Here is a 23,806-nt window from a genome sequence, read left to right as displayed (position 1 = left end):
TTTCCCCTCGACTGTAAAAAATAATTCGTTTAAACCTACTGACCAACGAATGGGTTGTATTGTTTTTCATACCCTATATTTGTTTCCGGTCCATGACCAGGATAAACCATTGTATTATCAGGCAATGTATAAAGCTGAGTCTTAATAGATGATATCAGGGTCTCATAAGAACCATTTGGAAAATCTGTACGGCCTACGGAATCTCTGAATAGAGTATCCCCTACAAATACAAGACCTTCCATATAATAACACACCCCTCCTGGCGTATGACCTGGTGTTTCAAGCACCTCAAGATCGATATCACCACATGTAATGTGATCACCTTGTTTAACCTCGATAATTTCCGCTTTTACCTTAATTGGCGTTGGATTGCTATAAGCACTAAGATTAAGTTCAGGATCAGATAAATACGGTACATCGCCTTTATGAATATATACAGGCACATGATAGATGTTTACAATCTCTTGAATGCCACCAATATGATCTCCATGACCATGTGTCAGTACAATCGCCTTCGGCTTTAAGTCATGTTTTTTTAGCGCATCTAGTACTTCAGCTGTTGCAGGATCGATAATGAAAGCTTCACCTATCGCTTTATCACCGATAACATAGCAATTTGTTCCTAGTGGACCTAAAGGCATGCGCATAAGCACTAATTGTTGTTCGCTCATTAAGCCCCTCCTTTACTACGTTGAACAGTATACACTTCACGAATACGACGCAATTTAGTCATTACGAAATCTAGTTGCGAAATATCCCGAATATCAACCACCAAATTGATGCTTACATTTTTTGTATCTTCTTGAACCTTAGCATTGATGTTAGTAATGGTGATTTTCAATTCTGAAAGCACCGCCATAACCTCCATGAGAATGCCAGCTCGATCATAAGCTTGAATATCAATGCCTACGTGGAAAGATTCGCCAGAAGAACCGTCCCAAGAGACTTCTATCATCCGCTCTAAATCTTCAGGTGAATGGCCCATGCTAGGGCAATCACAACGGTGAATAGAAACGCCACGACCACGGGTTATGTAACCTATAATATCATCACCAGGTACAGGATTACAGCATTTTGCCATACGCACCATCACACTAGCTTCACCTTTTACGAGAACACCAGTGCCATTTTTAGTTTTCTTTTGTCCTTGAGATTTTAACTTCTCAATAATTTGCTCTGTACTGCGCTTAGATTCCTCTACCTCTTTAGACTTTTTATAAAGTTCAATTAAACGCAAGAGAACCGTGCTTACAGGAATACCGCCATAGCCACAGGCTGCAAACATTTCCTCTTCTGTACCGGCTTTAAGTTGTTTCGTTACATGTTGTAAACGGTTGTCTGCACATAATTCTTTCCAATTATGATTCAATCGTTTTGCTTCTTTTTCAAGAGCTTCTAAGCCTTTTTCAATATTTTCAGCTTTATTTTCACGCTTGAACCAATTGCGAATTTTGCTCTTACTTTCAGAAGAACCTACGATATTCAACCAATCAAGGCTAGGACGACCTGTTTTGGATGTGATGATATCAACAATATCACCATTTTGCAAGGTGTAATCCAGCGGTACAATTTTACCGTTTACCTTAGCACCTACACAATGATGACCTACATCGGTATGAACTCGATAGGCAAAATCAAGAGGTACAGAGCCTATTGGCAACTTAACAACGTCACCCTTTGGCGTAAATACAAATACCTCACCAGAGAAAACGTCTAATTTCAAAGCATTAACGAGTTCCGTTGGATTACTAGTATCTTGCCATTCAAGAACCTGGCGCAGCCATGCAACCTTTTGATCAAATTCTTTATCGCCGTTTTTATTTCCTTCTTTATATCGCCAGTGAGCGGCCACACCATATTCAGATACACGGTGCATTTCCCAAGTACGGATTTGAATCTCTACCGGTTGCCCCATCGTGCCGATAACGGTTGTATGCAAGGATTGATACATATTAGACTTCGGCATGGAAATATAATCTTTGAAGCGATAAGGCAATGGCTTCCACAAGCTATGTGCAATGCCAAGTACTGCATAACAATCAGGGATGCTATCAACGATCACACGAACGGCAAGCAAATCATAAATTTGGGATAAATCACGATTATCCTTTTTCATCTTCTTATAAATACTGTAGAAGTGTTTTGGACGACCTTTGATATCCGCCTTGATATGGGCTTCACTTAAGGCCTTTGTAAGTTGCCTCATCGTATCATTAACGATGTCTTCCCGGACTTGGCGTTTTTGTTTCATTTGATCGACTAGATCATAGTATTTTTCCGGCTCTAAATAACGGAAGGATAAATCTTCCAACTCCCATTTCACATTGAAGATACCAAGACGATGTGCCAAAGGTGCAAAGATTTCTAGGGTTTCCTTAGCAATACGCTTTTGTTTGTCACTACGCATATGCTTTAAGGTGCGCATATTATGTAAGCGATCACCCAATTTAATAACTACGACACGTACGTCCTTCGCCATAGCTAAAATCATCTTTCGATAGTTTTCCATTTGGCGATCTTCTTTGGTTTCATACTGGAATTGGTTTAATTTTGTTACCCCATCAACGAGGAATGCTACTTCAGAGCCAAACATCTCCTCTAGGTCTTCCTTCGAGTAAGATGTATCTTCAACCACATCATGCATTAGAGCTGCCATGAGTGTAATATGGTCGATTTGTAAATGTGCCAAAATATCAGCTACAGCTAGAGGATGCATGATATACGGTTCACCGGAAGCTCTAAACTGACCTTCATGAGCCTTATCAGCAAGCTCAAAAGCTTTCAATACTTGGTCACACTCATCATCTGTTAAATACGTATGGATATACTCCATAAACTCAGCTAAGGCTTTACTTTTATCAAATGTACTTTGTTCTACCAAAGCTTTGCCTTCTTCATTTACAGTTGTCATGATGTCACCTCCTATACACTATAAGTAAGGAATGTTACGGATGTGACAAGATCTAATTTTCCTTCAATGGCGTTCCATCTAAGCATTAATTGACCATCATCACTTGTATATTCTTCAACAATGCCCAATTCTTTAAATACATCAATAGATGTTAGAGCACTGCGATTATTCTGATCTGCCGGCTTACGGCGCAATATATCTTGTTCTACATTATAAACCGATTGACTACGACCTCGCATGGACTGTTTTATTATGACATACAGTTGTCTAAGCCCTTCTGTAGAAAGCTTAATCGGCTCTTCAGTCAATGGTTCAATAGCTTGAATCATGAGTTGCGGAGAAACCATGCCTTGCCATTCATTCTTTTGCAAAGAAAATGCCACTTTTACCACAGTTCCCACAAAGATAAATTTAAATAAGTCTGGACGATTCCAAGCTATAGCATCTAATGTACCATTCGAAGTTTCAAATATTATCTTACAATGATTTTTTAATTGGCCCATGAGCATAATATCTTGCACGGTAGCTTCCATAATAGCAAAGACTGGCGTGCTATTGGCCATTCCATAAGGTTCAAGGTCTGATACGCGGTCAATGATATCGACATCGATATCATCAACAGGTAGTTCCGCATCAATAGCAACCACAGGAATATATTCCTCATCTGTAATAACTGCTTTGCAATACTTGGTTAACCGTTCTCGTAACTCATCAATACGATTTGCATCGATGCTAAAGCCTGCTGCCGCAGCATGCCCGCCAAACTGTAGCAAGATATCCTCACAAGATTTTAATGCATCATATATGTTAAAGCCATCTATACTACGGCACGAGCCTTTACCAACGCCATCATGAATACTGATGACTAAGGTTGGCTTGTAAAACTCCTCTACTAGACGAGAAGCAACAATACCAATGACTCCTGGATGCCACTCTTCGCCGGCCACAATAGTTACATAATCAGCTTTATGTCCTTGATTAGCTACATCAACACGAGCCAACTCATGAATATTTCGTTCTAACTCTTGTCGTTCACGGTTCGTTTCATTTAGTTCCTCCGCAATTGCCTCTACTATATCCTCGTCATCGGTCACAAGTAATTCAACTGCACGCGTTGCATGCGTTACGCGACCCGCTGCATTAAGACGAGGTGCTAAGGTAAAACCAATATGTCCAGATGTAATAGTTCGTTCATGAAGCCCAGCTACATCAATAAGCTTTTTAATCCCCAAGTTAGGTTCCCTATTCATCTTCTCAAGGCCTGATTTTACAATGATACGGTTCTCACCGACCAAAGGCACTACATCTGCCACAGTGCCAAGTGCAACGATATCTAAATCATCTAAGTACCATTCTCCGTGCTTTGTAAGCCACAAGGCTTGGCATAACTTAAAAGCAACACCTACTCCAGATAAGTTTTTATCCTTATATGGACAGTCCTTTTGCTTATGATTTATAACGGCCTTGGCTCGTGGAATCATATCAGGAGCCGTATGGTGATCCGTAATAATCATATCGATGCGGTCTCGTACAGCCTCTACAATATCGTAAGAACTAATGCCGCAGTCTACAGTAATGACTAAAGCCGTTCCCCGTTCAATAAGGTGCTCTAAAGCCTCTAAATTGAGGCCATACCCTTCACTTTGACGTTCTGGTATGTAATAGGTAACATCGGCACCTAATTTCTTTAAAAATCGATAAAGTACTGATGTTGCAGTAATACCATCTACATCATAATCACCATAAATGACGATTGGTTTGTGACTTTCAATTGTTTCCAGAACTAGTGAAACAGCCACATCCATATCTTTTAATGTAAATGGATCTAACAAATCTGACAAAGTACCTTGTAAAAACTGACGACCTTCGTCTACATCAATGTGACGATTCACCATTAATTTAGCCACAATAGGGTTTACACCAAGTTCACGGATTAAGATATTCTCTTTCTCTTGATCACCTTTACAAAGGCGCCAACGTTTTTTCTTAATCATCATATCCCTCAGTAGTTTATAATCAATATTATTCTTGAATTCAACGTATTATCATTATCATTTTTATTTATTATACCTTAAAATGCAAATAAAATAAACTATTTTATATATTTTATTCTCATTTAAAGCTTGCTATTTTCTCAACAAGAAAGAGCCTCCTATTATCAATAGGAGGCTCCATATCAGTGAATTCCTTAGAACCGGAAGTCCCGTTCGCCGTCTTTCATCTGTGCAATATAAGCTTTAGCTTTATCTTTAACTAAATCATTTTTGATATTTTCTAACTGTTGTTCAATAACCTTAGAACCATGAGCCTTAGTTTCATCATTGCCGTAATCCATGATATATTCGTTCAATGTCATCAACGCATTTGGTTGACAACAGTTGTGAATTTGACCGGATTTTGCAAGAGCCATGAATCGATCCCCAGTTCTACCTGCACGATAACAAGCAGTACAGAAGCTTGGAACATACCCAAGGTCTAGCAACCAGTTAACGATTTCATCTAATGTACGCGTATCACTACGATCGAATTGTGCCGTATTATCTTCTGGCTTTTCTTCTTCTTTGTAACCACCTACACTAGTACGAGATCCACCACTAATTTGGGAGATACCTAATGCCAAGCCACGTTCACGCATGGATTGACTTTCACGAGTGGACATAATCATACCTGTATACGGTGTGGAGACGCGGATAAGAGCAACAATTTTTTCAAATACATCATCAGGTACAGCATTACTGAAATCATCTACATCGATATCATCCGCTGGACAAATACGAGGTACAGAAATAGTATGTGGACCTACCCCATACACAGCCTCTAAATGTTCTGCGTGCATCAACAAACCAACGAAATCGTATTTATAATGTTCCAAACCATAAAGAACTCCGATGCCTACATCATCAATACCACCTTGCATAGCGCGGTCCATCGCCTCTGTATGGTAGGCGTAGTCGCTCTTAGGGCCTGTAGGATGTAAAGCTTCATAGTTTTCTTTATTATATGTTTCTTGGAATAATGTATACGTGCCAATACCAGCTTCATGTAATTTTTTGTAGTCCTCAACGGAACAAGCTGCAATATTTACGTTTACACGGCGGATTTCACCATTTTTATTTTTGATACTGTAAATCGTCTTGATGGATTCCAAAATATATTCCAGTGGATTATTAAGAGGATCTTCACCAGACTCAATTACAATACGCTTATGGCCCATCGCTTCTAACGCAATAACCTCTTCTCTGATTTGGTCTTGCGTTAATTTTTTACGTTTAATATCGCGGTTTTTGGAGTGGTACGGACAATACACACATCCATTGATACAATAGTTAGACAAGTATAACGGTGCAAATAGAACAATACGATCGCCGTAGATAGCCTTCTTGATTTCCTTTGCTAAAGCAAAAAGCTTTTCCTTATATTCAGGTAACGGACATTCTAAGAGAACTGCTGCTTCTCGGTGGTTTAATCCCTTAAATGTAGCAGCTTTCGCTAAAATAGCATCTAACAACTCCCTATTTTCCTTGTTTTCCTCTGCATAGGCAAGTGTGTCAAGGATTTCCTGATGGGAAATAAATTCCTCCGCCTTTGGAGATTTTACATCATACATAGTACTTACCTCAAATCTTTCTAGTGGCAATGCCACCCCTCTTTAGGTTTATGAAAGTATATGACAACCAGTCTTCTGGTATTTCACTGATACTGTACATAGTATACCACTATTCCTACTAAAAAGCACAGGAATTTGATACATGCAAAAAGGTTGCCACCTCATAAGAGGAAGCAACCTTTATATCATGGGAGTTTCTAATCTATATCGATTATCTATATCGAACATGACTAAAATGTATGTATGTATTTTTACACGAGATAAACCCTTACATAATAGTACTAACTATATATTACAAATGTATTTAGTCCTATTCTCCCCATGTATCATACAGCTCTTTCATAGCACGTTCTTTCGCAATAATACCATGGGCCATCCACAAAGTACTATCCACTTGCAATACATGATCGGCTTTTACAGCAGGCAAATTTTTCCACAACTCATCTTTTTTAAGATTTGCCAATCGTTGGTCTGCTACACCTTGATTATTAGCACTAGAAGCACCGTAACCAGCAGAAACGATTAAATAGCCTGCATCAAGATCGGGTAATCGCTCTAAAGAAATCGCATTGTTCGTAGGGTTAAGTTCTGTTTCTAATACCATATCAGGCGGTTTAATATTAAGTAATTCAGCCATAAAGACATTCAAATCGCTTTTCATATACGGATACAATCGTATTTCTTTATTTAAAATTCTTAGAAAAGCTACGGTTTCCCCTTGCATATGTTCAGCTAAAGCTATCCGTGTTTTCTTAGCCTGTGAATAATATTCTTTCAAACGAGCTTCCCCTTTTTCAGGGACCCCAAGTGCTTTAGCAATAGTTAGTAGTGCAACTTCTTCCTTATTTACGTTGACAGAAATGGTTGGAGCAATTTTAGAAAGTGCATTATATGCCGCTTTGCCATAAGAGTCACGCATAATAATCAAATCCGGTTTTAAAGCCTGAATCTGCTCATAGTTGATAGTCTTTGTTTCATCATTAATACTAAAATTTTGAACATTACGATTACTTAATTCATTATAAAGATAGCTTTTTTCATTAAAATTTGCCCCTATAAAAGATTCATCTAATGCAATCATAGGATCTTCTGTCCGAACAACCACGATACGTTTATGTTCTTTGGGCATAACTGTTGTCCCGAGCTTATGAGTGACAATAATCTTATCTCCTTCAACAGTAACAATTTTATCTGCTGCCTTTTGGATAGCCGTTAATCGCTTCTTAAACTCTTTATCAATGTCTTTCGGATCATTTGACCGTTCAAGGGCTGTTTTTACCTTATCATCAAGATTAGCATAGATAGCTTCATGAGTCATACCATTTTCCTGTGGACCACATCCTGCAATTCCCATGAGCATACAAGCCCCCAAAAGACCAGAAATTAACAAACGCTTCATACTACACCTCACGTGCCGTATGGCCATAATTTTTCATAGAATAAGGAATACAGAACGGACGATCTGTCTTAGGGTCATTCATGATTGTAGAATCTACACCAAATACATCCTTCAACATTTCATTATGGAAGATAGTATGAGGCGTACCTTCGTATTGAATTTTTCCATCCTTCATGGCAACTAAATTATCAGCAAAACGAGCGGCTTCATTAAGTTCGTGAATAACCATAACAATCGTTTTGTTATAAGCTTTATTCAAATGCTCTACTAAATGTAATACATCCATTTGGTGAGATACATCAAGGAAGCTAGTAGGCTCGTCAAGGAATAGAATGTCTGTATTTTGAGCGATAGCCATGGCAATCCATGCGCGTTGCCGTTGCCCCCCAGACATATTTGTAATGCCACGATCTGCAAACTGAAGTAATTCAGTCTCCTTCAAAGCCCACTCTACAATTTCTTTATCCTCTTTTGTAGTACGGGCAAATAAGCTGCCTTGATGCGGTGCACGACCGTACATAACAAGTCCACGAACTGTAATTTCACCAGGTGCCGTTGGATTTTGAGGCAAAATAGCAACCTTTTTTGCTAGTTCTCTACTACCATAAGAACCGATAGATTTACCATCTAGTAAGACATCGCCATCCATTGGTCGAATAATACGACAAATAGTTTTTAGTAAAGTAGATTTACCACAACCATTAGCACCAATTAATGCTGTTACCTTGCCTTCTGGAATCGTAAGATTTAAGTTCTCTATAATTTTTGTATCACCGTAACCAGTAGTTAGGTTTTTAACTTCTAATTTCATTTATATTTCCCCTTTTACGCTTTTGTTTTTGCTAGAATATACAAGAAGTATGGTGCCCCGATTAAAGCTACAATAATCCCTAAGAGGATTTCATCAGGCGCAATAATGGATCGGCCAATCCAGTCAGCAGTGACCACTAAAATAGCTCCAATTAGACCTGTTAATGGCAAGAAATAGGCATGATCGGCACCGACTAAGCGGCGTGCAATATGCGGGGAAATAAGCCCTACAAAACCAATGCTGCCACCGATAGCTACACAGAACCCAGATAAAAGAACTGCAATAATAAGGTATACAAATCTAGAGCGATTTATATGTACACCAAGCCCAATCGCTGTTTCATCAGCTAGGCTCAATAAATTTAGCTCCATATAACGGGCATAGAGAATGAGTGATAATACAATGACAACTGGCGCAAGCACCCATACATGCTCCCATGTATTACCCGAAATAGTGCCGATGGTCCAAGTATTAACTAAATAAAATTTATTAGGGTCCAAACGCGTTACGAGTAAGACTTGCAATGCATGGAGTCCTGCACTCATAGAGATACCTGTTAAGATTAAACGATATGGAGAAATAATATCTCTACCGCGACAAGATAGAAGATAAATTAAAATCGCTGCCACAACAGCCCCAGCTACGGCAACAGTAGGTAATGTCCAAATCCCCCACGCCGTTGTAGAACCTGCAAAATATACTAAAAGAACTACACCTAAACCAGCACCAGCATTTACGCCTAACAAGCTTGGACTAGCCAATTCATTCCGAGATATAGTTTGAAAAATTGCACCAGACATAGCAAGGCCCATACCAATAAATACAGCCAAGATGGTGCGAACTAAACGGAAATCAAAAACTGTGAGTTTTTCTACATCATTACCACCGCCAAAGAGAATGCGAATAAGATCAGATGTAGACATATCACTAAAGCCTGTATGAAGATGTCCATACATGGCACCTAACAACATGAGCGTCATAACGAAAGAGTAGGCAAAAAAGCGTTTTTTCATCTTATTTTCCTCCCTTACGATTTGCTAAATAAATAAAGAATGGAACACCTACAAGAGCAGTAATGGCACCTAATGGTGTTTCGAATGGAGGATTTACGATACGAGCTACAACGTCAGCAATCATAACAAGTACTGCACCAAAGAGTGCAGAGAATGGAATTACAAGACGATAATCGATGCCTACCAGTTTACGTGTTATATGTGGAATAACGAGACCTACAAAGCCGATCGGACCGGCTAGAGCAACAGCAGAACCGCTAAGAATAAGTACAGTCAAACCAGATAATACACGTACACGATTTAAATTACTGCCAAGACCAATAGCTACCTCTTCGCCAAAGCTTAAGAGCGTAACAGATTTAGATACGTACATGGCAATAAGAATACCAATGAGTGTCCAAGGTAATACGAGTAATACTTGTTCCATACGAATACCACTAATACCGCCTGCAGTCCAAAAGCTTAACTCTTGTGCCACTTGGAAGTACACAACAAGCATATGTGTAACAGCCACAAATACTGCACTAATAGCCGTACCTGCAAGTGCAAGATATACAGGAGTAGCTTTACCACCTACGCGTTTAGCAAGAGCTAAAATGAACAGTGTTGCCAATGCGGCCCCACCGAAGGAAAACAAAATACTTCCATTTAAGGTTAAATAAGGAAATAAAATCATCCCAACAGCTAAACCAAAACTGGCACCTGCGTTAATCCCCAAAATAGAAGGACTTGCCATAGGATTGTTGGTAACACCTTGCATCAGTGCACCTGATACGGCAAAGCTGATACCTACAACGATACCTGCTATCATACGTGGCAAGCGCAATGTTTGAACGATCATCTGACCTATACTATTAGGATCATAGTTAGTAAAGGATAAAATAATATCATCTAGGCTGATATAGCGTATCCCAATGAAGAGTGAACCAAGAGATGTGGCAATTAAAATAGCTAAAGCCAGTATACCTAGTAGCGTAGTTTTAGCTGCGCGCCCTCCCCTTGTTTCTACGTCATAATTGCTCATAAGAACTCCTTACAATACGAAATACTATAGAATTTACTGATACATTATATCAACAATGCTCTATCTATTTCAATAATAAATCTCAGTATCATTTATAGCAATAATGCAATGTTAAAAACAAAATAAGTAAATCTTTATAACTATACAGAATTATATCCAACAATTTTTATTCCTATAATCATATATAAACATTATTTCTATAAAAAAAGAGCAGTAACCTTAAGGCTACTACTCTAAGTTATGAGTAAATATTCTGATTTGATGTACAATAAAATATATTTAAAGTACTAAATTTACCTATTTAATTGATTCCTATTATTAAAAAATGCTCTATACGCTAATTGACAAGTAATAAAGCAAGCAATCGATATAGTAGATAAACTCATAAATGTCACGATCATTTGATATTTTACAGCTTCAAGTGGAGGCATTCCCGCTAAGATTAGACCTGTCATCATTCCTGGTAAAGCCACGATTCCTAAAGTCTTAGCGCTATCTACAGTAGGTTGCAATCCAGTCTTTATAACATCTCGCACGATGGCTTTTGACGCTTGCTTAGGCGTACTTCCTAACGCTAGTTTAATTTCCACCTCTTGTTGGCGTAACTCAAAATTTGATAGCATTTGTCGATAACAAAGGCCAATTGCCACCATAGCTCCACTAATAACCATCCCTCCAACAGGAATCACCTGATAAGCAGTAAAGTTAAGCACACCTGTTAGAAGCAAAATCGATAATGTAATGCTTGCACCTACGGTTATGGCAAACCAAGAAATCCACAATGCATATGGTATTCCCTTACCGCGTTTAGAAGAATTATAGGCTGCATTAATAGCCATAAAACCTAATAATCCGATTATGAATATAGGACTTTCAGTACTAAAAATATAAGCTAAAATAAAGCCTATGGCAAATAACTGTATGGTAGCTCGTAAAGCACTTATAAAAATATCTTTCTCTAACTTCAACTCCTGCCGATAGGACATAAACATACTTATAATAACTAATATAGATGCAAGACATAATGACATGGCTGAAATAGCATGAAATTGACTCACCGTAATACCTCCTCTTTAGCTAATGATCCATCTACAATTGTAATGCGGCGATTAGCCTTACGTAAGCTTTGTTCCTCACTATGTGTTATTGCTATGATGGTCATCCCATTATTATGAAGTTCATCGATTACCTGTTCCACGATAGCCGTGTTAACAGCATCTAATGCAGAGGTAACCTCATCTAAAAGCAATACTTTAGGTTCAAAGATAAGGCTTCGAATGAGACAAATCCGTTGCATTTCTCCACCAGATAGTTCATCATTATGGCGCTCAAGATATTCAATAGGCATATGAAGTAAATCGAAAAGATATTTGATACGAATCATATCAGGTTCCATACCTCGAATATCATAAGGGAACAAAATATTACGACGCACCGTTTTTGCAAACAAGTAAGGTCTTTGAAAGCAATAACCTACCTCTTTTCGATAACTTTCTGGATCTATAGTGGTTAAATCACGTCCATTATAAGTAATAATCCCTGAGGTAGGACTAATCAAATCACTGCATAATTTTAAAAGTGTACTTTTACCACTACCAGAAGGGCCTACAACAGTGAGATACTCTCCTTCATGTACAGATAGAGACACATCACGGATAATAGACTTTTCGTTTACAACATAGGATATATTAGATAACTCTAATAGTGCCATAATGCCTCCGATCATATTTCAAGACTCTATGATATATTTAATAATCACTTTAAATTATATTATATTATACCAATACAACTTACACCATAATAAACAATAAAAAATCCCTAGTGGAAACCACTAGGGATTAATAGTCTTGTAAAATTAAGCTTCTACAGGGTATACGCTAACTTTACGGTTATAACGACCAGCACGTTCAAATGCTACTTTACCAGGCACAAGTGCGAATAAAGTGTCATCTTTACCGATACCTACATTAGTACCAGGGTGGAAGTGAGTACCACGTTGACGAACGATGATGTTACCGCTCTTTACGATGGAACCATCATGGCATTTAACACCAAGACGTTTAGATTCACTATCACGACCATTACGAGTACTGGACACACCTTTTTTATGTGCGAACAATTGCAAATCAAAAGTAAACATTAAGTTCACCTCCTATATTTCGTGAATTTGGACAAACTCTGGATATTGACGGCTAATTTCCTCTAAACCGAGAAGCATAGTCCCCAGAATATCCTGTCCACTCTGATTAATCGTACCAGAGAGAACTATATCACATTGACCTTCGCTATTCGTATACTCACCTTCTTGTTGAGCAATTTGGGTGAGGCCTAACATCGCCGTTGCCGATAAGGCAGACACTGCAGCACATACGATATCGAAGCCATGTTCATCATATCCTGCATGACCGGACATATGACAACCAATAACTTGACCATCACTATTCCGCTGGATTCCAATGGAAACCATAATTAAGCTTGGATAGATTCAATACGAACTTTTGTGAACGGTTGACGATGGCCTTGACGACGACGGTAGTTGGATTTAGCTTTGTATTTGAATACTAAAATCTTTTTACCTTTACCATGCTCAAGAACTGTACCTGTAACTTTTGCACCGTTTACAAGAGGAGCGCCAACTTTAACGTCGCCGTCATTCACTACAGTCAAAACTTCTTCGAATGTAACGGAATCGTTAGCAGCTGCTTCCAATTTTTCGATAGTAATTACATCGCCTTCAGCAACGCGATATTGTTTACCACCAGTTTTAATAATTGCGTACATGAGAACACCTCCTTGTTATCGAACTCGCTGAATTCGGTATCCCGACCCGAACTTCGGTCGGGCGTTTAAACCTGCTTCACGCGGATTGCAAAGTTCAGAAAACCGAACTAATACTGATATAGTATATACTATTTACACTATCATGTCAAACCAAAAACTACAGAATTCGCCTAGTTTTTAACACTTATATATACAGAGCTTTAAAATTCTCCGATAATTCCAAGGTGCTGTAAGAGTATCTTTGTACCGATGAGAATTAATACACCTCCACCAACTATATCTGCATATTTTCCAACAAATTGGCCCATAAATTTACCTAAGTACACACCAATTAAAGAAATGCCAAAGGTAATAATACCAATCATGGTAGAAGCTTCCCATACATTAATAGGTAAGAACGCAAAGGTCAACCCTACAGCCATCGCATCGAGACTGGTTGCTACGGAGAGCATCACCATCTCCCAGACACCTAAAAATTGCTTATCATCGTCCTCTTCATCATCATCGCTAAGCCCTTCTCGAATCATAGCGATACCTAAATAGCCAAGAAGACCAAAGATAATCCAGTGATCCCAATCAGATATGACATCGATAAATTGACGTCCTATGAGCCAACCGATGAGGGGCATTAGGAACTGAAACAAGCCAAAGAGAAAGGCCAAAGTGACCTTCCGACTATTCTCACCTACAGGCATTGTCAGCCCCTTACCAATAGATACGCCAAAAGCATCCATGGCAAGACCAATACTAATTAATACAATTTCAAATATAGACACTATACTCATTTATAAACAAACTACTTACTTATTCGGCTATAGCCATCAAGGAATATCCTTCTCGACTAATTTGTGGATTTACTACAATAGAAATCTTGCGACCTATAGACCCACCTAAATCCTCGACAATAGCTTTTGTTAAATACTGAGCCACCTCCGGATGAACTTCGATTTCTAGATTCGTTTTAATACGTCCTGATTTAAATAACTCGCGGATGCGACGCACAATCTGCATATATACAGTACGACCCGACAACATATAGCCCGTACCACCGCATTGAGGGCATGTATCAAACATCAAGGTTTGCAAGCCTTGGCGAGCTCGTTTTCGCGTCATCTCTACGAGGCCAAGCGAACTAATGCCGCATACAACGGTTTTCATTTTATCTAACTTAGCTTGTGCCCCCAACAATTTTAATAACTCTTGTTGATGTTCTTTATCTTTCATATCAATAAAATCGATGACGATAATACCACCGATATCACGCAAGCGCAATTGACGACAGATCTCTTTTGCCGCCTCTTTATTGACTGTAAAAGCTAAATCTTCTAGTTTATTAGATTTACCAGTATAATGAGCAGAATTTACATCAAATACGGTGAGAGCCTCCGTATGATCAATACGGATTGACCCTCCAGAAGGAAGATTAATATCGCGAGAGATAAGATCTTCTAATTGCGGTTCAATATGGTTTGCTTTAAAGATAGGTGTGCTATCGCGATGACGTGTTACTTTAATTTGTTGCGATGTAGGGCCATGACCTAAGAGATCCATCAATCGATCTTCACCCATATCGGAATCGACGATGATTTCTTCTACATTGCGATGAGCATAGTCCCGCACAAGACGGAACCAGAAATCTGCGTCACTATATAAATCTGTACCGCTCTTAGCCACCTTAAAGCGCTTCAACACATGTTGCCATGTACGCCACAAGTAATCCATGTCACGGCCTATTTCATCAGCACTAGCCTTAGCTGCCGCAGTGCGAATAATAAAACCGCAACCTTCTTGTACATAAGGTGCTGCTAATTCTTGCAACTTTGCACGCAAGGCTTCGTCAGTAATCTTTTTAGAAATATGCATGCCTTCAGAATACGGTAAAAGCACCATAAAGCGGCCCGCCAAACTGACATCAGCAGTTACGCGAGCACCTTTACCAAGCATTTCTTCTTTCACTACTTGAACGAGAATTTGTTGCCCCACAGATAAGCGTGGCAAAATTTTCTGTTCCTTCCCTTGTTGTAAGTTCAAGTACGCATTTTGAGAGCCCCCAATATCAACAAAGGCCGCTTGCATACCATTCAATACATTCTTTACTGTGCCTTTGTACATATGATTTGCCATATGAGACTCATCGGTACGCTCCAAGACAAAGTCCACTAGCTGACCTTCTTCGTCTATAACAGCCATCCGAATTTCTTCGCGCATAACATTGACCAAAATTTTATGCATCCTATCCCTCCCTTCTTTGTCATCTAAATTATAATTAGTAATTAATCTCTAAAGGCGTATAACGGCCTTCTTCATTTTCTACCATAATTGCTTTACGGTGAACTTCGTAGCTAGTTGTAATAGGCCAATTATATTGGTCCTTACCTAGATTCCACACTTCGCTAGGTTTAATAGTACCTTGCGGATAAATGCCGATACCCATTGTAAGGGTCACCATACCGTCCTTAACGGAGGCTACGATGGGTTCTTTTACAAACTCTTTTACATCAATGGTACGAGTTTTCTTAGGTGTTACCTTTTCATAAGAAATTTCCGTTGCTTCATTAAAAGGTTTGAGTAACGCATCCCAATCAGCATTTTCATCTGTCACAGGACCTGTTACCTCATAGATAGCAAAATTACAGATGGCCATCATCTTTTTCACCTTTTCAGGCATTTCTTTACCGTCTAGTACTTCAAGTCCTGGAGGTGCTACGCGATTTAAACGGTCCATAATGGACTCTAAACTATCCTCTTCAAGCACATCCATATCGATATATTCAGCCGCTGCCGTTACGCCTAAAGCAAGAGCAGAGGAAAAGCTAATTTTCATATGAGGGTTAAAGCCTTCAGAATATGCCATTTTAATTTCTGCTCGACGTATCATCCGCTCTACAGCTTGAGCATAATCAAGGTGTGACAGGAATCGTAATTCTTCGCCCTTATTTAAGGCCAAACGTAACTTTTTCAACTCTGCCACCCTCCTTATAGTCAATAATAGCTGTATTGAGCTCTGGACATACATTACAGCCCTTACATGGAGCTCGACGACAATCGCCTGTAAGATTAGCTGCTACCGCTTGCTCCCACTCACGCTTTAAGAAAGCTTTACTTACAGTACAATCTAAATGATCCCAAGGCAATGGCTCATCGAAATCTCGTGTACGACGTGCAAAATACGCAGGATCCAATCCGCAGTCAGCGAATGCTTTCAACCAAGCTTCATAGTTAAAGAACTCAGTCCAACCATCAAATTTACAACCAGCTTTCCAAGCCTCTACGAGAACTTTAGATAGTCTACGATCTCCGCGAGCAAAAGCGGCTTCCATGTAGCCAGTATAACCATCATGATAGTGATAAGAAATGTTACGATTATTGATGAGAGACTTCAAGTAACGTTGTTTACGATGAATCTCCTCCACATCTTCTTGACCATACCATTGATATGGAGAATGTGTTTTTGGTACGAAGAAGGATACGCTCACCGTTACAGAACCATTACGTTTGCCTGTAATATCACGGTGCAAGTCAAGCACCTTGTACGCAAGATCTGCAATACCAGCCAAATCTTCGTCTGTTTCTGTAGGAAGCCCCATCATAAAATACAATTTAACCGTGTTCCATCCTGATTTGAAGGCATTAGTACATGCGGCCAACAAATCTTCTTCACTAACGCCCTTATTGATAACGTCACGCATCCGTTGCGTACCTGCTTCAGGCGCAAAGGTAAGACCACTCTTGCGCACTTGCTGTACCTTTTTCGCAATATCGATAGAGAAGCTATCAATACGCAATGACGGTAAGCTAACGCTAACTTGTTTATCTTTAAACTCTTCCATGAGCATATCTACGAGTTCAGGCAATTTAGAATAGTCCGCAGAGCTCAAACTCATCAAGGATATTTCATTATACCCCGTATTGGCAATTGTATCTTTAGCAATCTGTAACAAACGTTCTGGCGTCTTTTCACGAACCGGACGATAGAGCATACCGGCCTGACAGAAACGACAACCACGCGTACAGCCACGGAATAACTCCAATACAGCACGGTCATGCACTATATCAAGGAACGGTACAACAGGCTTTGTTGGATAGAATACATTCTCTACATCCTCTATAATACGTTTCTCAACGGTTGCAGGTACGTCTTCGAAACGCGGCGTAATCGATTTAAAATCGCCTTGTTCGGTGTATTCTACATCGTATAAAGCCGGGCAATATGTGCCAGGAATTTGGGCTACTTTACGCAAAAAGCCTTCTTTGCCACCTGGGAAGCCTTTGGCTTTTTCTGCTTTAAATAAGTCGATGAATTCATCGCCCCACTCTTCGGATTCACCGAGGGATACGATATCAAAGAAATCAGCAATAGGCTCTACATTATACGCACAAGGGCCACCGCATACAAGCAGTGGAAAATCTAAATCACGCTCCTTAGCATACATAGGAATGCCTGCTAAATCGAGCATATTTAAAATGTTAGTAAAACTCATTTCATATTGAAGCGTAAATGCTAACACATCAAAGTCTTTAATAGGCGTACGTGTTTCTAAGGAAAATAATGGAATATTACGCTTGCGCATTTCCTCTTCCATATCGTGCCACGGTGCAAATACGCGCTCGGCTACCGCATCTTCACGACGGTTTACGAGACCATACAAAATCTTGATGCCCAAATGACTCATGGCCACTTCGTACACATCGGGAAAACCTAAAGCCATAGTTACATCAACAGTACTGTGATCTTTCACGATACTATTGTATTCGCCGCCCGTGTAACGAGCGGGCTTTTGGACATGTTGTAACCATGACGTATCTAATTGAATCATACATCCTCCGTCTTTAATGAAAGACTTCTTTCACAATCAATCCTATGAAAGGATATTAAAATATATATTTTGTCCGCTGTCTAGCAATATTTAATAAAATGCCAATGCTCAGCATATTAGTTGTTAGCGCACTAACACCATAGCTAAGGAATGGCAACGGAATCCCCGTTACAGGCATGATACCAATCGTCATGCCTACGTTTACGAGCACTTCAAAGGCAAACATCGTACCAATACCCGTTGCTAATAACATACCGAAATTATCATTGCAGGTATATGCTACTTGAATGCTGCGATAAATAAGCATAAACAATAATAGCAATACTACAATGCATCCTACAAAGCCAAATTCTTCGCCGATTACAGAAAAGATAAAGTCCGTATGATTTTCTGGTAAAAAGTTCAACTGACTTTGAGTACCATTAAAGATACCTTTACCAAAAATCATACCCGACCCGATGGCAATCTTAGATTGAATAATATGATAGCCAGAACCAAAGGGATCGATATCTGGATTTAAAAATACTAGAATACGTTGCTTTTGGTATTCTTTCAGTACAAACCAGCCCAAAGGCATCAAGAGTAAAGCCACACTCGCAATAATTTTTATAAGCTTAGTTTTGATACCAGATATAAAGAGCATCCCTACAAATATAGCAATATATACGAGGGATGTCCCCAAGTCAGGTTGTAAGAATACGAGAAGGATAGGAATCCCTACATATAACACTGGCATCAATAGGGATTTAAAAGTATCTAACTTGCCAATGCGCGGTTCTAACATTTTAGCCATACAGATAATCATCAATAGTTTAGAAAACTCTGAAGGCTGAATAGTAATTGGCCCCAGTTGAATCCAACGCTGTGCACCTAGTGCGGAGGTACCAACTACCATAACTGCAATTAACATAAGCATGGTAATCACATAAATCATATTCCCCCACCCTTTAAGGCGATGGTAATCTAGAAATTGCATGCCTATAACGACAGCTATATTTGCTAAAAAGAATACGAGTTGTTTTACCACTAAACTACCAAAACCGATAGCCTCATGATTCACATGGGTAGCACTACCAATAGCTGTAAGACCAATTCCGACAAGTAATATAGTACATATGATGATAGTCCAATCGCTATCTGTCCATATTTTACGCCACATCATATCACCTATTTCAACTTGCTACGGCGCCACAAGCTTTGTTTCCCTTGCACCAATAAGCGTTGCGTGGTCCAACCGCCACGATTAATGTAATGAACATTGTTAGAATCCTCAAAAATAGACTCACCTACTGTTGCAAGACTTGGTGTACTATCTTGCTCCTTCGATGTTTTTTTCTTAGTTACATAAGCATCGAAGTGCTTTTGTACATCGTAGTCTTCCCAACACTCACCGGTAGTTACATAATCAACAAGAGGTGCTAACATAGCTTTTAGTTCGCTAGAAACAAATTCTAACAAACGACCATCTTGTGTATAGGTCAAAATATCCTCATCATAAGGGATTATAGCCCCTACATATTCAGCGCGAAGGACTTCTAACATATCATATAAATTGATATTCTCTCCATCGATAGGTACTGCATTAAAAGCAATAGCATAATCACGAATATTATGTTCTTGACATACTTGAATCATGCGCGCCCCATTACGTAAGGACACCCATAAAGGATGCGTCACCACGATGCAGCGATTTACTAATTCTAAAATAGACTCTATGCCCTTACCGATACCAGCAGGAGCATCAATTAAAATATAGTCATATGTCTCAGAGAGGCGACGAACTAATTTTTTATATTTTTTACGACCTATATCTTCCCAACGAGCACTTTGGCTAGCTGGTAGAAAATCTAAGTTTTCAGCAATTGATACGATGGCATCATCCATATAGTCTTTATCTTCGCTCGCATCTAATGCGTCGTAAATAATTTCATTTGCCACTCCTAACACAAGGTCTAAATCGCGCAATCCAAAATCTCCATCACAGAGCAATACGTGATGCCCTGCATTGCTTAAGGCTGAACCCAAGCAAGCGGTAATCGTAGTCTTACCTACGCCCCCCTTACCGGATACAACGCCGATTATCTCGCCCATACTAATCCTTTCTTGGTTGTCCACTAGTTACCGCATTCTGAGGTTTTTGCCCTTTATTAATACTTGTCCCCGTAGCAGTTTCCTTATTGCTCTTACTATTTGTATCATTAGATTTCTTATTCACTGGTACATTGAAGTACGCAGCCAATATATCTCGTACGATAGGCCCTGCAGAGCCCGCACCAAAGCTACCTTGCTCAACAAGTGCAACCACTACAATTTGTGGCTTATCATATGGTGCATAGGCTACAAACCAGCCGTGATCTCTGCCATGTGCATTCTCTGAAGTACCTGTTTTACCAGCTACATCAATAGGGAATCCTTTAAACAACTCCCCTGCTGTACCACCTTCATTAGTAACGTCACGCAAGCCTTCGCGAACAAGATCCATAATATTTTTTGGTACAGGTAAAATACCGAGTTTGTCTGGGCCAAAGATTTCTTTTGGCGTACCATCCTTATTATCAATACGGCTCACCACATATGGGCGGTATTTAATTCCACCATTTGCTACTTCACTGAGCATAACAGCCATTTGTAATGGCGTCACCAAGGTAAAAGACTGACCTATGGCCGCATCAAAGGTTTCACCTAAATACCAATCTTCATCATACACTTTGCGTTTATAAGCAGGACTTGCCATATTACCAGAGGCCTCACCAACAAGATTGATGCCGGTCTTTTCACCAATACCAAAGTAGCCAGCATATTTTACAAGTCCTTCTATGCCAACGCGATTGCCCATTTCATAGAAGTAAACATTATCTGATTTTGCAAGAGCTTTATTAAAGTTGAGCCACCCCAATGCTTCGCCTTCTGCATTTCGTTTATCGATAAGCCAATGTTTACCACTATCAAAAATCATTTCTTCAGGGGTAACCTTTTTAAGATCTAAAGCCGCCGTACCAGTGATAATCTTGAACGGCGAACCTGGTGGATATTCACCAGAAATAACCTTATTATCAAACGGATGGTTCTTATCATTATTCAATTGATTCCACTGCGCAGTTGTAATCCCTTTCGCGAACCAGTTAGGATTAAATTCAGGCGCACTGACCATAGCCAAAATGGCACCCGTATTTGGATCCATTGCTACTACAGCAGCTCCTTGAGCTGGAATACCTTGGGCACGCAACTGCTCTAATTGGTTCTTAACAGCTTCTTCAGCAGCCTTTTGTAAATTTGCATCTATTGTCAAATGGATATTAGCTCCAGGCACTGTATGCTTTCTATCTACCTCCGCAACCGGTCGGCCTGTAGCATCAACCTCTACCTGTTTACCACCATCAGTGCCACGCAAGATGGAATCATATAATTTCTCAAGGCCAGAACGGCCTAAAATAGTACCACCACTAATAAGGGTATTTGGATCTTGCTGTTTTAGCTCTTCTAATTCTTCTTCGCTCACTTCACCCACATAACCAAAGAGCTGAGAAGCCATCGTTTCATATGGATAATAACGAAGTGGTTCTACATCTATGGTAACACCTGGTAATTCATGACGATGCTCTTCTATGGTTGTAACTACATCCATAGAAATATCACTAGCAATACGAATTGGCTCATAACCATATTTATGATCATTTACCTTTTTTGTAATATCTTCTGACTTCATTTTTAGCAAGGCTGCCAACTTAGCAACTTCACCTTCGTCTAAAGCCTTACCCGTAGGCAAAATGGAGATGGTGTATGCCGGTCTAGAGCCTACTAAGATTTGACCGTTTCGATCGTACATAATACCACGAGCAGCTGTCATAGATACCATGCGCAAACGATTACCTTCTGCCTTAGCTTGGTAATAACCACCGGACAAGATTTGCAATGTCATCAGACGTAATGCCAAGACTATAAATATACCGGCTACAATGTAAAAGAGTACATCAAAGCGATTCGTTTTTTTTCGTTTATAGAGGCTTTCAAGCACTCTTTCACCCCCTTAATTCTTACCAAATATAACCTTCTTGTTCATCATCCTTGCGCCATAACAAACCGTGTACAATAGCGCCTAACAAGCCATTCCAGAACATCACAGGTAATACCATATGCCACAAGTATAGGCCAAAGTGCAAATCGCCACCACTAGCTAATATCATAAAGCTACGAATAACGCCATCTAGCAATGTACAAATAGCTACTATACCGCTAGACCAATACCAGCGTTCTTCATAGATACGATGCTTTACGGCAGATAATAGGTATACCACAATTACGTAGGGGAATAGATGGAGCCCAAAAAAGTTAGATATCAATACATCGTGTACGATACCTCCAATAACAGCAGATATCAACCCCATACGACGACCTTTAAATAAAGTAATCATAACAATTATCGTCAAAATTAAGTTTGGTAACCAATTTGTATGGAAAATAGTAGGCAATAATTGCGCTTGTATAAAATATATTAAAAATCCACAGAGAGCTAAAGCTAGACGCATCATTGTTTAACGGCCCCCTTTGCCCCCTCTACTTGATCTCGTTGTGTTTGAGGTACAAGTTTAGGTTCAAGTTCTGGTTTTTGTGGTGCACTTAGAGAAGACGAGGTAAGCACAAAAACTTCTTCTAAACGATAAAAGTCTACACTCGGTGTGACTACCGCATTTTTAACAAATCCTTCCGAATCATTTTCGATAGATTGCACGTTGCCAACAGGTAAACCTTTTGGATAGATACCACCATAACCGGAGGTAATCAACTTATCCCCTACCAATACGTCCCCATCGCGAGCAATATTTACCATAGAAGGTGTACGAGGTGTATTTCCATTACCTTTTACAACGCCAGACAAACGAGATTCAGGTCGTTGTACAAGAATACCTATTGCGCTACGAGGATCAAGAATGGTTTGAACGCGAGCAGAATGCGGATATACATCTGTAATAAAACCAACGACACCACTAGGTACCACAACAGCCATGTTAACTGCCATACCTTCATCACTCCCTTTATCAATGGTGAAAGTATTTGTCCAAGTACCGTAATCCTTTGTAATGATACCCGCTAAGGTCATGGAGAATTCTGGATGGCTACTTTTATAGTTTAAAAGCTGACGAAGACGAATATTCTCTGCCACTACTTCATCGTAGTTAACTACCTTTTGTTCCAATGTAGCTTTACGAGATGCTTCCTCTTCACTTTCAATATTAGAGAAAATAGCATTATTAAGTACTGTAAAGCTAGTTTGAACACCCTCTAATAAACGGGCTGACCCATAAGCGAAAGGCGTTGTAATTCCTTCAAGGGTAACCGTAACAAAGGGAATACTAGTCCGTTGCTTCCACGCAAAGCCGAGCAATGCCATTAGGATACAACCAATGACAACGATGATAATTAACTTTTTATCTGACTGTATCAT

Annotated in this window: 22 protein-coding genes; all 22 read right to left on the bottom strand. The window is 39.5% G+C overall.

Annotation, left to right across the window (positions count from 1 at the left end; translation table 11 throughout):
* Window positions 1-35: 35 nt before the first annotated feature.
* The 22 genes from FNLLGLLA_RS03580 to mreC all read right to left on the bottom strand — a co-directional run bounded on the left by FNLLGLLA_RS03580 (window position 36) and on the right by mreC (window position 23,806).
* On the bottom strand, window positions 36-671 hold the full coding sequence (locus FNLLGLLA_RS03580) for an MBL fold metallo-hydrolase (protein ID WP_120055413.1): 636 nt from the start codon (window positions 669-671) through the stop codon (window positions 36-38).
* On the bottom strand, window positions 671-2,911 hold the full coding sequence (locus FNLLGLLA_RS03575; RefSeq protein WP_156697632.1) for a RelA/SpoT family protein: 2,241 nt from the start codon (window positions 2,909-2,911) through the stop codon (window positions 671-673). The genes FNLLGLLA_RS03580 and FNLLGLLA_RS03575 overlap by 1 nt, the downstream gene beginning before the upstream one ends.
* A gap of 11 nt (window positions 2,912-2,922) precedes the next feature.
* Window positions 2,923-4,905: a single-stranded-DNA-specific exonuclease RecJ gene (recJ, locus tag FNLLGLLA_RS03570; RefSeq protein WP_156697633.1), complete on the bottom strand. Its 1,983-nt coding sequence runs from the start codon at window positions 4,903-4,905 to the stop codon at window positions 2,923-2,925.
* A gap of 194 nt (window positions 4,906-5,099) precedes the next feature.
* Entirely contained in the window at window positions 5,100-6,518 is a 1,419-nt protein-coding gene (gene hydG / locus FNLLGLLA_RS03565) for a [FeFe] hydrogenase H-cluster radical SAM maturase HydG (protein WP_077708570.1), read from the bottom strand.
* 310 nt (window positions 6,519-6,828) lie between these two features.
* A complete protein-coding gene (locus tag FNLLGLLA_RS03560; protein ID WP_024061977.1) occupies window positions 6,829-7,917 on the bottom strand; it encodes an ABC transporter substrate-binding protein in 1,089 nt (362 codons plus the stop codon).
* Between the two features lies 1 nt (window position 7,918).
* On the bottom strand, window positions 7,919-8,728 hold the full coding sequence (locus tag FNLLGLLA_RS03555) for an ABC transporter ATP-binding protein (protein WP_156697634.1): 810 nt from the start codon (window positions 8,726-8,728) through the stop codon (window positions 7,919-7,921).
* A 14-nt stretch (window positions 8,729-8,742) separates the two neighbouring features.
* Complete coding sequence (locus tag FNLLGLLA_RS03550; protein ID WP_120055417.1) at window positions 8,743-9,741, bottom strand: FecCD family ABC transporter permease; 999 nt, start codon at window positions 9,739-9,741, stop codon at window positions 8,743-8,745.
* Window position 9,742: 1 nt separating this feature from the next.
* Window positions 9,743-10,765: a FecCD family ABC transporter permease gene (locus FNLLGLLA_RS03545; protein WP_120055419.1), complete on the bottom strand. Its 1,023-nt coding sequence runs from the start codon at window positions 10,763-10,765 to the stop codon at window positions 9,743-9,745.
* A 293-nt stretch (window positions 10,766-11,058) separates the two neighbouring features.
* Window positions 11,059-11,823 (bottom strand): ABC transporter permease, encoded by a 765-nt coding sequence (locus FNLLGLLA_RS03540; protein ID WP_004698663.1) that lies wholly within the window; start codon window positions 11,821-11,823, stop codon window positions 11,059-11,061.
* A complete protein-coding gene (locus FNLLGLLA_RS03535; protein ID WP_119563216.1) occupies window positions 11,820-12,476 on the bottom strand; it encodes an ABC transporter ATP-binding protein in 657 nt (218 codons plus the stop codon). Before FNLLGLLA_RS03535 ends, FNLLGLLA_RS03540 begins: the two co-directional genes overlap by 4 nt.
* A 144-nt stretch (window positions 12,477-12,620) precedes the next feature.
* Window positions 12,621-12,905: a 50S ribosomal protein L27 gene (gene rpmA / locus FNLLGLLA_RS03530; protein WP_004696430.1), complete on the bottom strand. Its 285-nt coding sequence runs from the start codon at window positions 12,903-12,905 to the stop codon at window positions 12,621-12,623.
* A gap of 12 nt (window positions 12,906-12,917) precedes the next feature.
* On the bottom strand, window positions 12,918-13,232 hold the full coding sequence (locus tag FNLLGLLA_RS03525; RefSeq protein ID WP_004698521.1) for a ribosomal-processing cysteine protease Prp: 315 nt from the start codon (window positions 13,230-13,232) through the stop codon (window positions 12,918-12,920).
* Window positions 13,233-13,234: 2 nt separating this feature from the next.
* Window positions 13,235-13,546 (bottom strand): 50S ribosomal protein L21, encoded by a 312-nt coding sequence (gene rplU / locus FNLLGLLA_RS03520; protein ID WP_105086659.1) that lies wholly within the window; start codon window positions 13,544-13,546, stop codon window positions 13,235-13,237.
* Window positions 13,547-13,746: 200 nt separating this feature from the next.
* Window positions 13,747-14,322, bottom strand: a complete 576-nt coding sequence (locus FNLLGLLA_RS03515; RefSeq protein ID WP_105086660.1) for a manganese efflux pump MntP — start codon at window positions 14,320-14,322, stop codon at window positions 13,747-13,749.
* A gap of 28 nt (window positions 14,323-14,350) precedes the next feature.
* Window positions 14,351-15,778 (bottom strand): Rne/Rng family ribonuclease, encoded by a 1,428-nt coding sequence (locus FNLLGLLA_RS03510; protein WP_105086661.1) that lies wholly within the window; start codon window positions 15,776-15,778, stop codon window positions 14,351-14,353.
* 34 nt (window positions 15,779-15,812) lie between these two features.
* Complete coding sequence (locus FNLLGLLA_RS03505; RefSeq protein WP_120055423.1) at window positions 15,813-16,508, bottom strand: TIGR03936 family radical SAM-associated protein; 696 nt, start codon at window positions 16,506-16,508, stop codon at window positions 15,813-15,815.
* Window positions 16,480-18,363, bottom strand: a complete 1,884-nt coding sequence (locus FNLLGLLA_RS03500; RefSeq protein ID WP_004698741.1) for a TIGR03960 family B12-binding radical SAM protein — start codon at window positions 18,361-18,363, stop codon at window positions 16,480-16,482. The genes FNLLGLLA_RS03505 and FNLLGLLA_RS03500 overlap by 29 nt, the downstream gene beginning before the upstream one ends.
* 55 nt (window positions 18,364-18,418) lie before the next feature.
* Window positions 18,419-19,522 carry a rod shape-determining protein RodA gene (rodA, locus tag FNLLGLLA_RS03495; protein WP_083791376.1) on the bottom strand — a complete coding sequence of 368 codons (1,104 nt, stop codon included), beginning with the start codon at window positions 19,520-19,522 and terminating at the stop codon, window positions 18,419-18,421.
* An 8-nt stretch (window positions 19,523-19,530) separates the two neighbouring features.
* Complete coding sequence (locus FNLLGLLA_RS03490) at window positions 19,531-20,454, bottom strand: P-loop NTPase (protein WP_105086663.1); 924 nt, start codon at window positions 20,452-20,454, stop codon at window positions 19,531-19,533.
* Window position 20,455: 1 nt separating this feature from the next.
* A complete protein-coding gene (mrdA, locus tag FNLLGLLA_RS03485) occupies window positions 20,456-22,378 on the bottom strand; it encodes a penicillin-binding protein 2 (protein ID WP_156697635.1) in 1,923 nt (640 codons plus the stop codon).
* 19 nt (window positions 22,379-22,397) lie between these two features.
* On the bottom strand, window positions 22,398-22,892 hold the full coding sequence (gene mreD, locus FNLLGLLA_RS03480; protein ID WP_156697636.1) for a rod shape-determining protein MreD: 495 nt from the start codon (window positions 22,890-22,892) through the stop codon (window positions 22,398-22,400).
* Window positions 22,889-23,806: a rod shape-determining protein MreC gene (gene mreC, locus FNLLGLLA_RS03475; protein ID WP_012864591.1), complete on the bottom strand. Its 918-nt coding sequence runs from the start codon at window positions 23,804-23,806 to the stop codon at window positions 22,889-22,891. The genes mreD and mreC overlap by 4 nt, the downstream gene beginning before the upstream one ends.

The sequence above is a fragment of the Veillonella parvula genome (assembly GCF_902810435.1).
GTDB lineage: Bacteria > Bacillota > Negativicutes > Veillonellales > Veillonellaceae > Veillonella.
Note: the sequence above shows the minus strand (reverse complement) of the source record. Positions and strands in the feature narration are given on the sequence as shown.

Excerpts from the sequence above, each read along its gene's own strand:
- FNLLGLLA_RS03580 (WP_120055413.1), bottom strand. The coding sequence starts at position 671 with ATGAGCGAACAACAATTAGTGCTTATGCGCATGCCTTTAGGTCCACTA.
- FNLLGLLA_RS03575 (WP_156697632.1), bottom strand. The coding sequence starts at position 2,911 with ATGACAACTGTAAATGAAGAAGGCAAAGCTTTGGTAGAACAAAGTACA.
- recJ (WP_156697633.1), bottom strand. The coding sequence starts at position 4,905 with ATGATTAAGAAAAAACGTTGGCGCCTTTGTAAAGGTGATCAAGAGAAA.
- hydG (WP_077708570.1), bottom strand. The coding sequence starts at position 6,518 with ATGTATGATGTAAAATCTCCAAAGGCGGAGGAATTTATTTCCCATCAG.
- FNLLGLLA_RS03560 (WP_024061977.1), bottom strand. The coding sequence starts at position 7,917 with ATGAAGCGTTTGTTAATTTCTGGTCTTTTGGGGGCTTGTATGCTCATG.
- FNLLGLLA_RS03555 (WP_156697634.1), bottom strand. The coding sequence starts at position 8,728 with ATGAAATTAGAAGTTAAAAACCTAACTACTGGTTACGGTGATACAAAA.
- FNLLGLLA_RS03550 (WP_120055417.1), bottom strand. The coding sequence starts at position 9,741 with ATGAAAAAACGCTTTTTTGCCTACTCTTTCGTTATGACGCTCATGTTG.
- FNLLGLLA_RS03545 (WP_120055419.1), bottom strand. The coding sequence starts at position 10,765 with ATGAGCAATTATGACGTAGAAACAAGGGGAGGGCGCGCAGCTAAAACT.
- FNLLGLLA_RS03535 (WP_119563216.1), bottom strand. The coding sequence starts at position 12,476 with ATGGCACTATTAGAGTTATCTAATATATCCTATGTTGTAAACGAAAAG.
- rpmA (WP_004696430.1), bottom strand. The coding sequence starts at position 12,905 with ATGTTTACTTTTGATTTGCAATTGTTCGCACATAAAAAAGGTGTGTCC.
- FNLLGLLA_RS03525 (WP_004698521.1), bottom strand. The coding sequence starts at position 13,232 with ATGGTTTCCATTGGAATCCAGCGGAATAGTGATGGTCAAGTTATTGGT.
- rplU (WP_105086659.1), bottom strand. The coding sequence starts at position 13,546 with ATGTACGCAATTATTAAAACTGGTGGTAAACAATATCGCGTTGCTGAA.
- FNLLGLLA_RS03510 (WP_105086661.1), bottom strand. The coding sequence starts at position 15,778 with ATGCATAAAATTTTGGTCAATGTTATGCGCGAAGAAATTCGGATGGCT.
- FNLLGLLA_RS03500 (WP_004698741.1), bottom strand. The coding sequence starts at position 18,363 with ATGATTCAATTAGATACGTCATGGTTACAACATGTCCAAAAGCCCGCT.
- rodA (WP_083791376.1), bottom strand. The coding sequence starts at position 19,522 with ATGTGGCGTAAAATATGGACAGATAGCGATTGGACTATCATCATATGT.
- FNLLGLLA_RS03490 (WP_105086663.1), bottom strand. The coding sequence starts at position 20,454 with ATGGGCGAGATAATCGGCGTTGTATCCGGTAAGGGGGGCGTAGGTAAG.
- mreD (WP_156697636.1), bottom strand. The coding sequence starts at position 22,892 with ATGATGCGTCTAGCTTTAGCTCTCTGTGGATTTTTAATATATTTTATA.
- mreC (WP_012864591.1), bottom strand. The coding sequence starts at position 23,806 with ATGATACAGTCAGATAAAAAGTTAATTATCATCGTTGTCATTGGTTGT.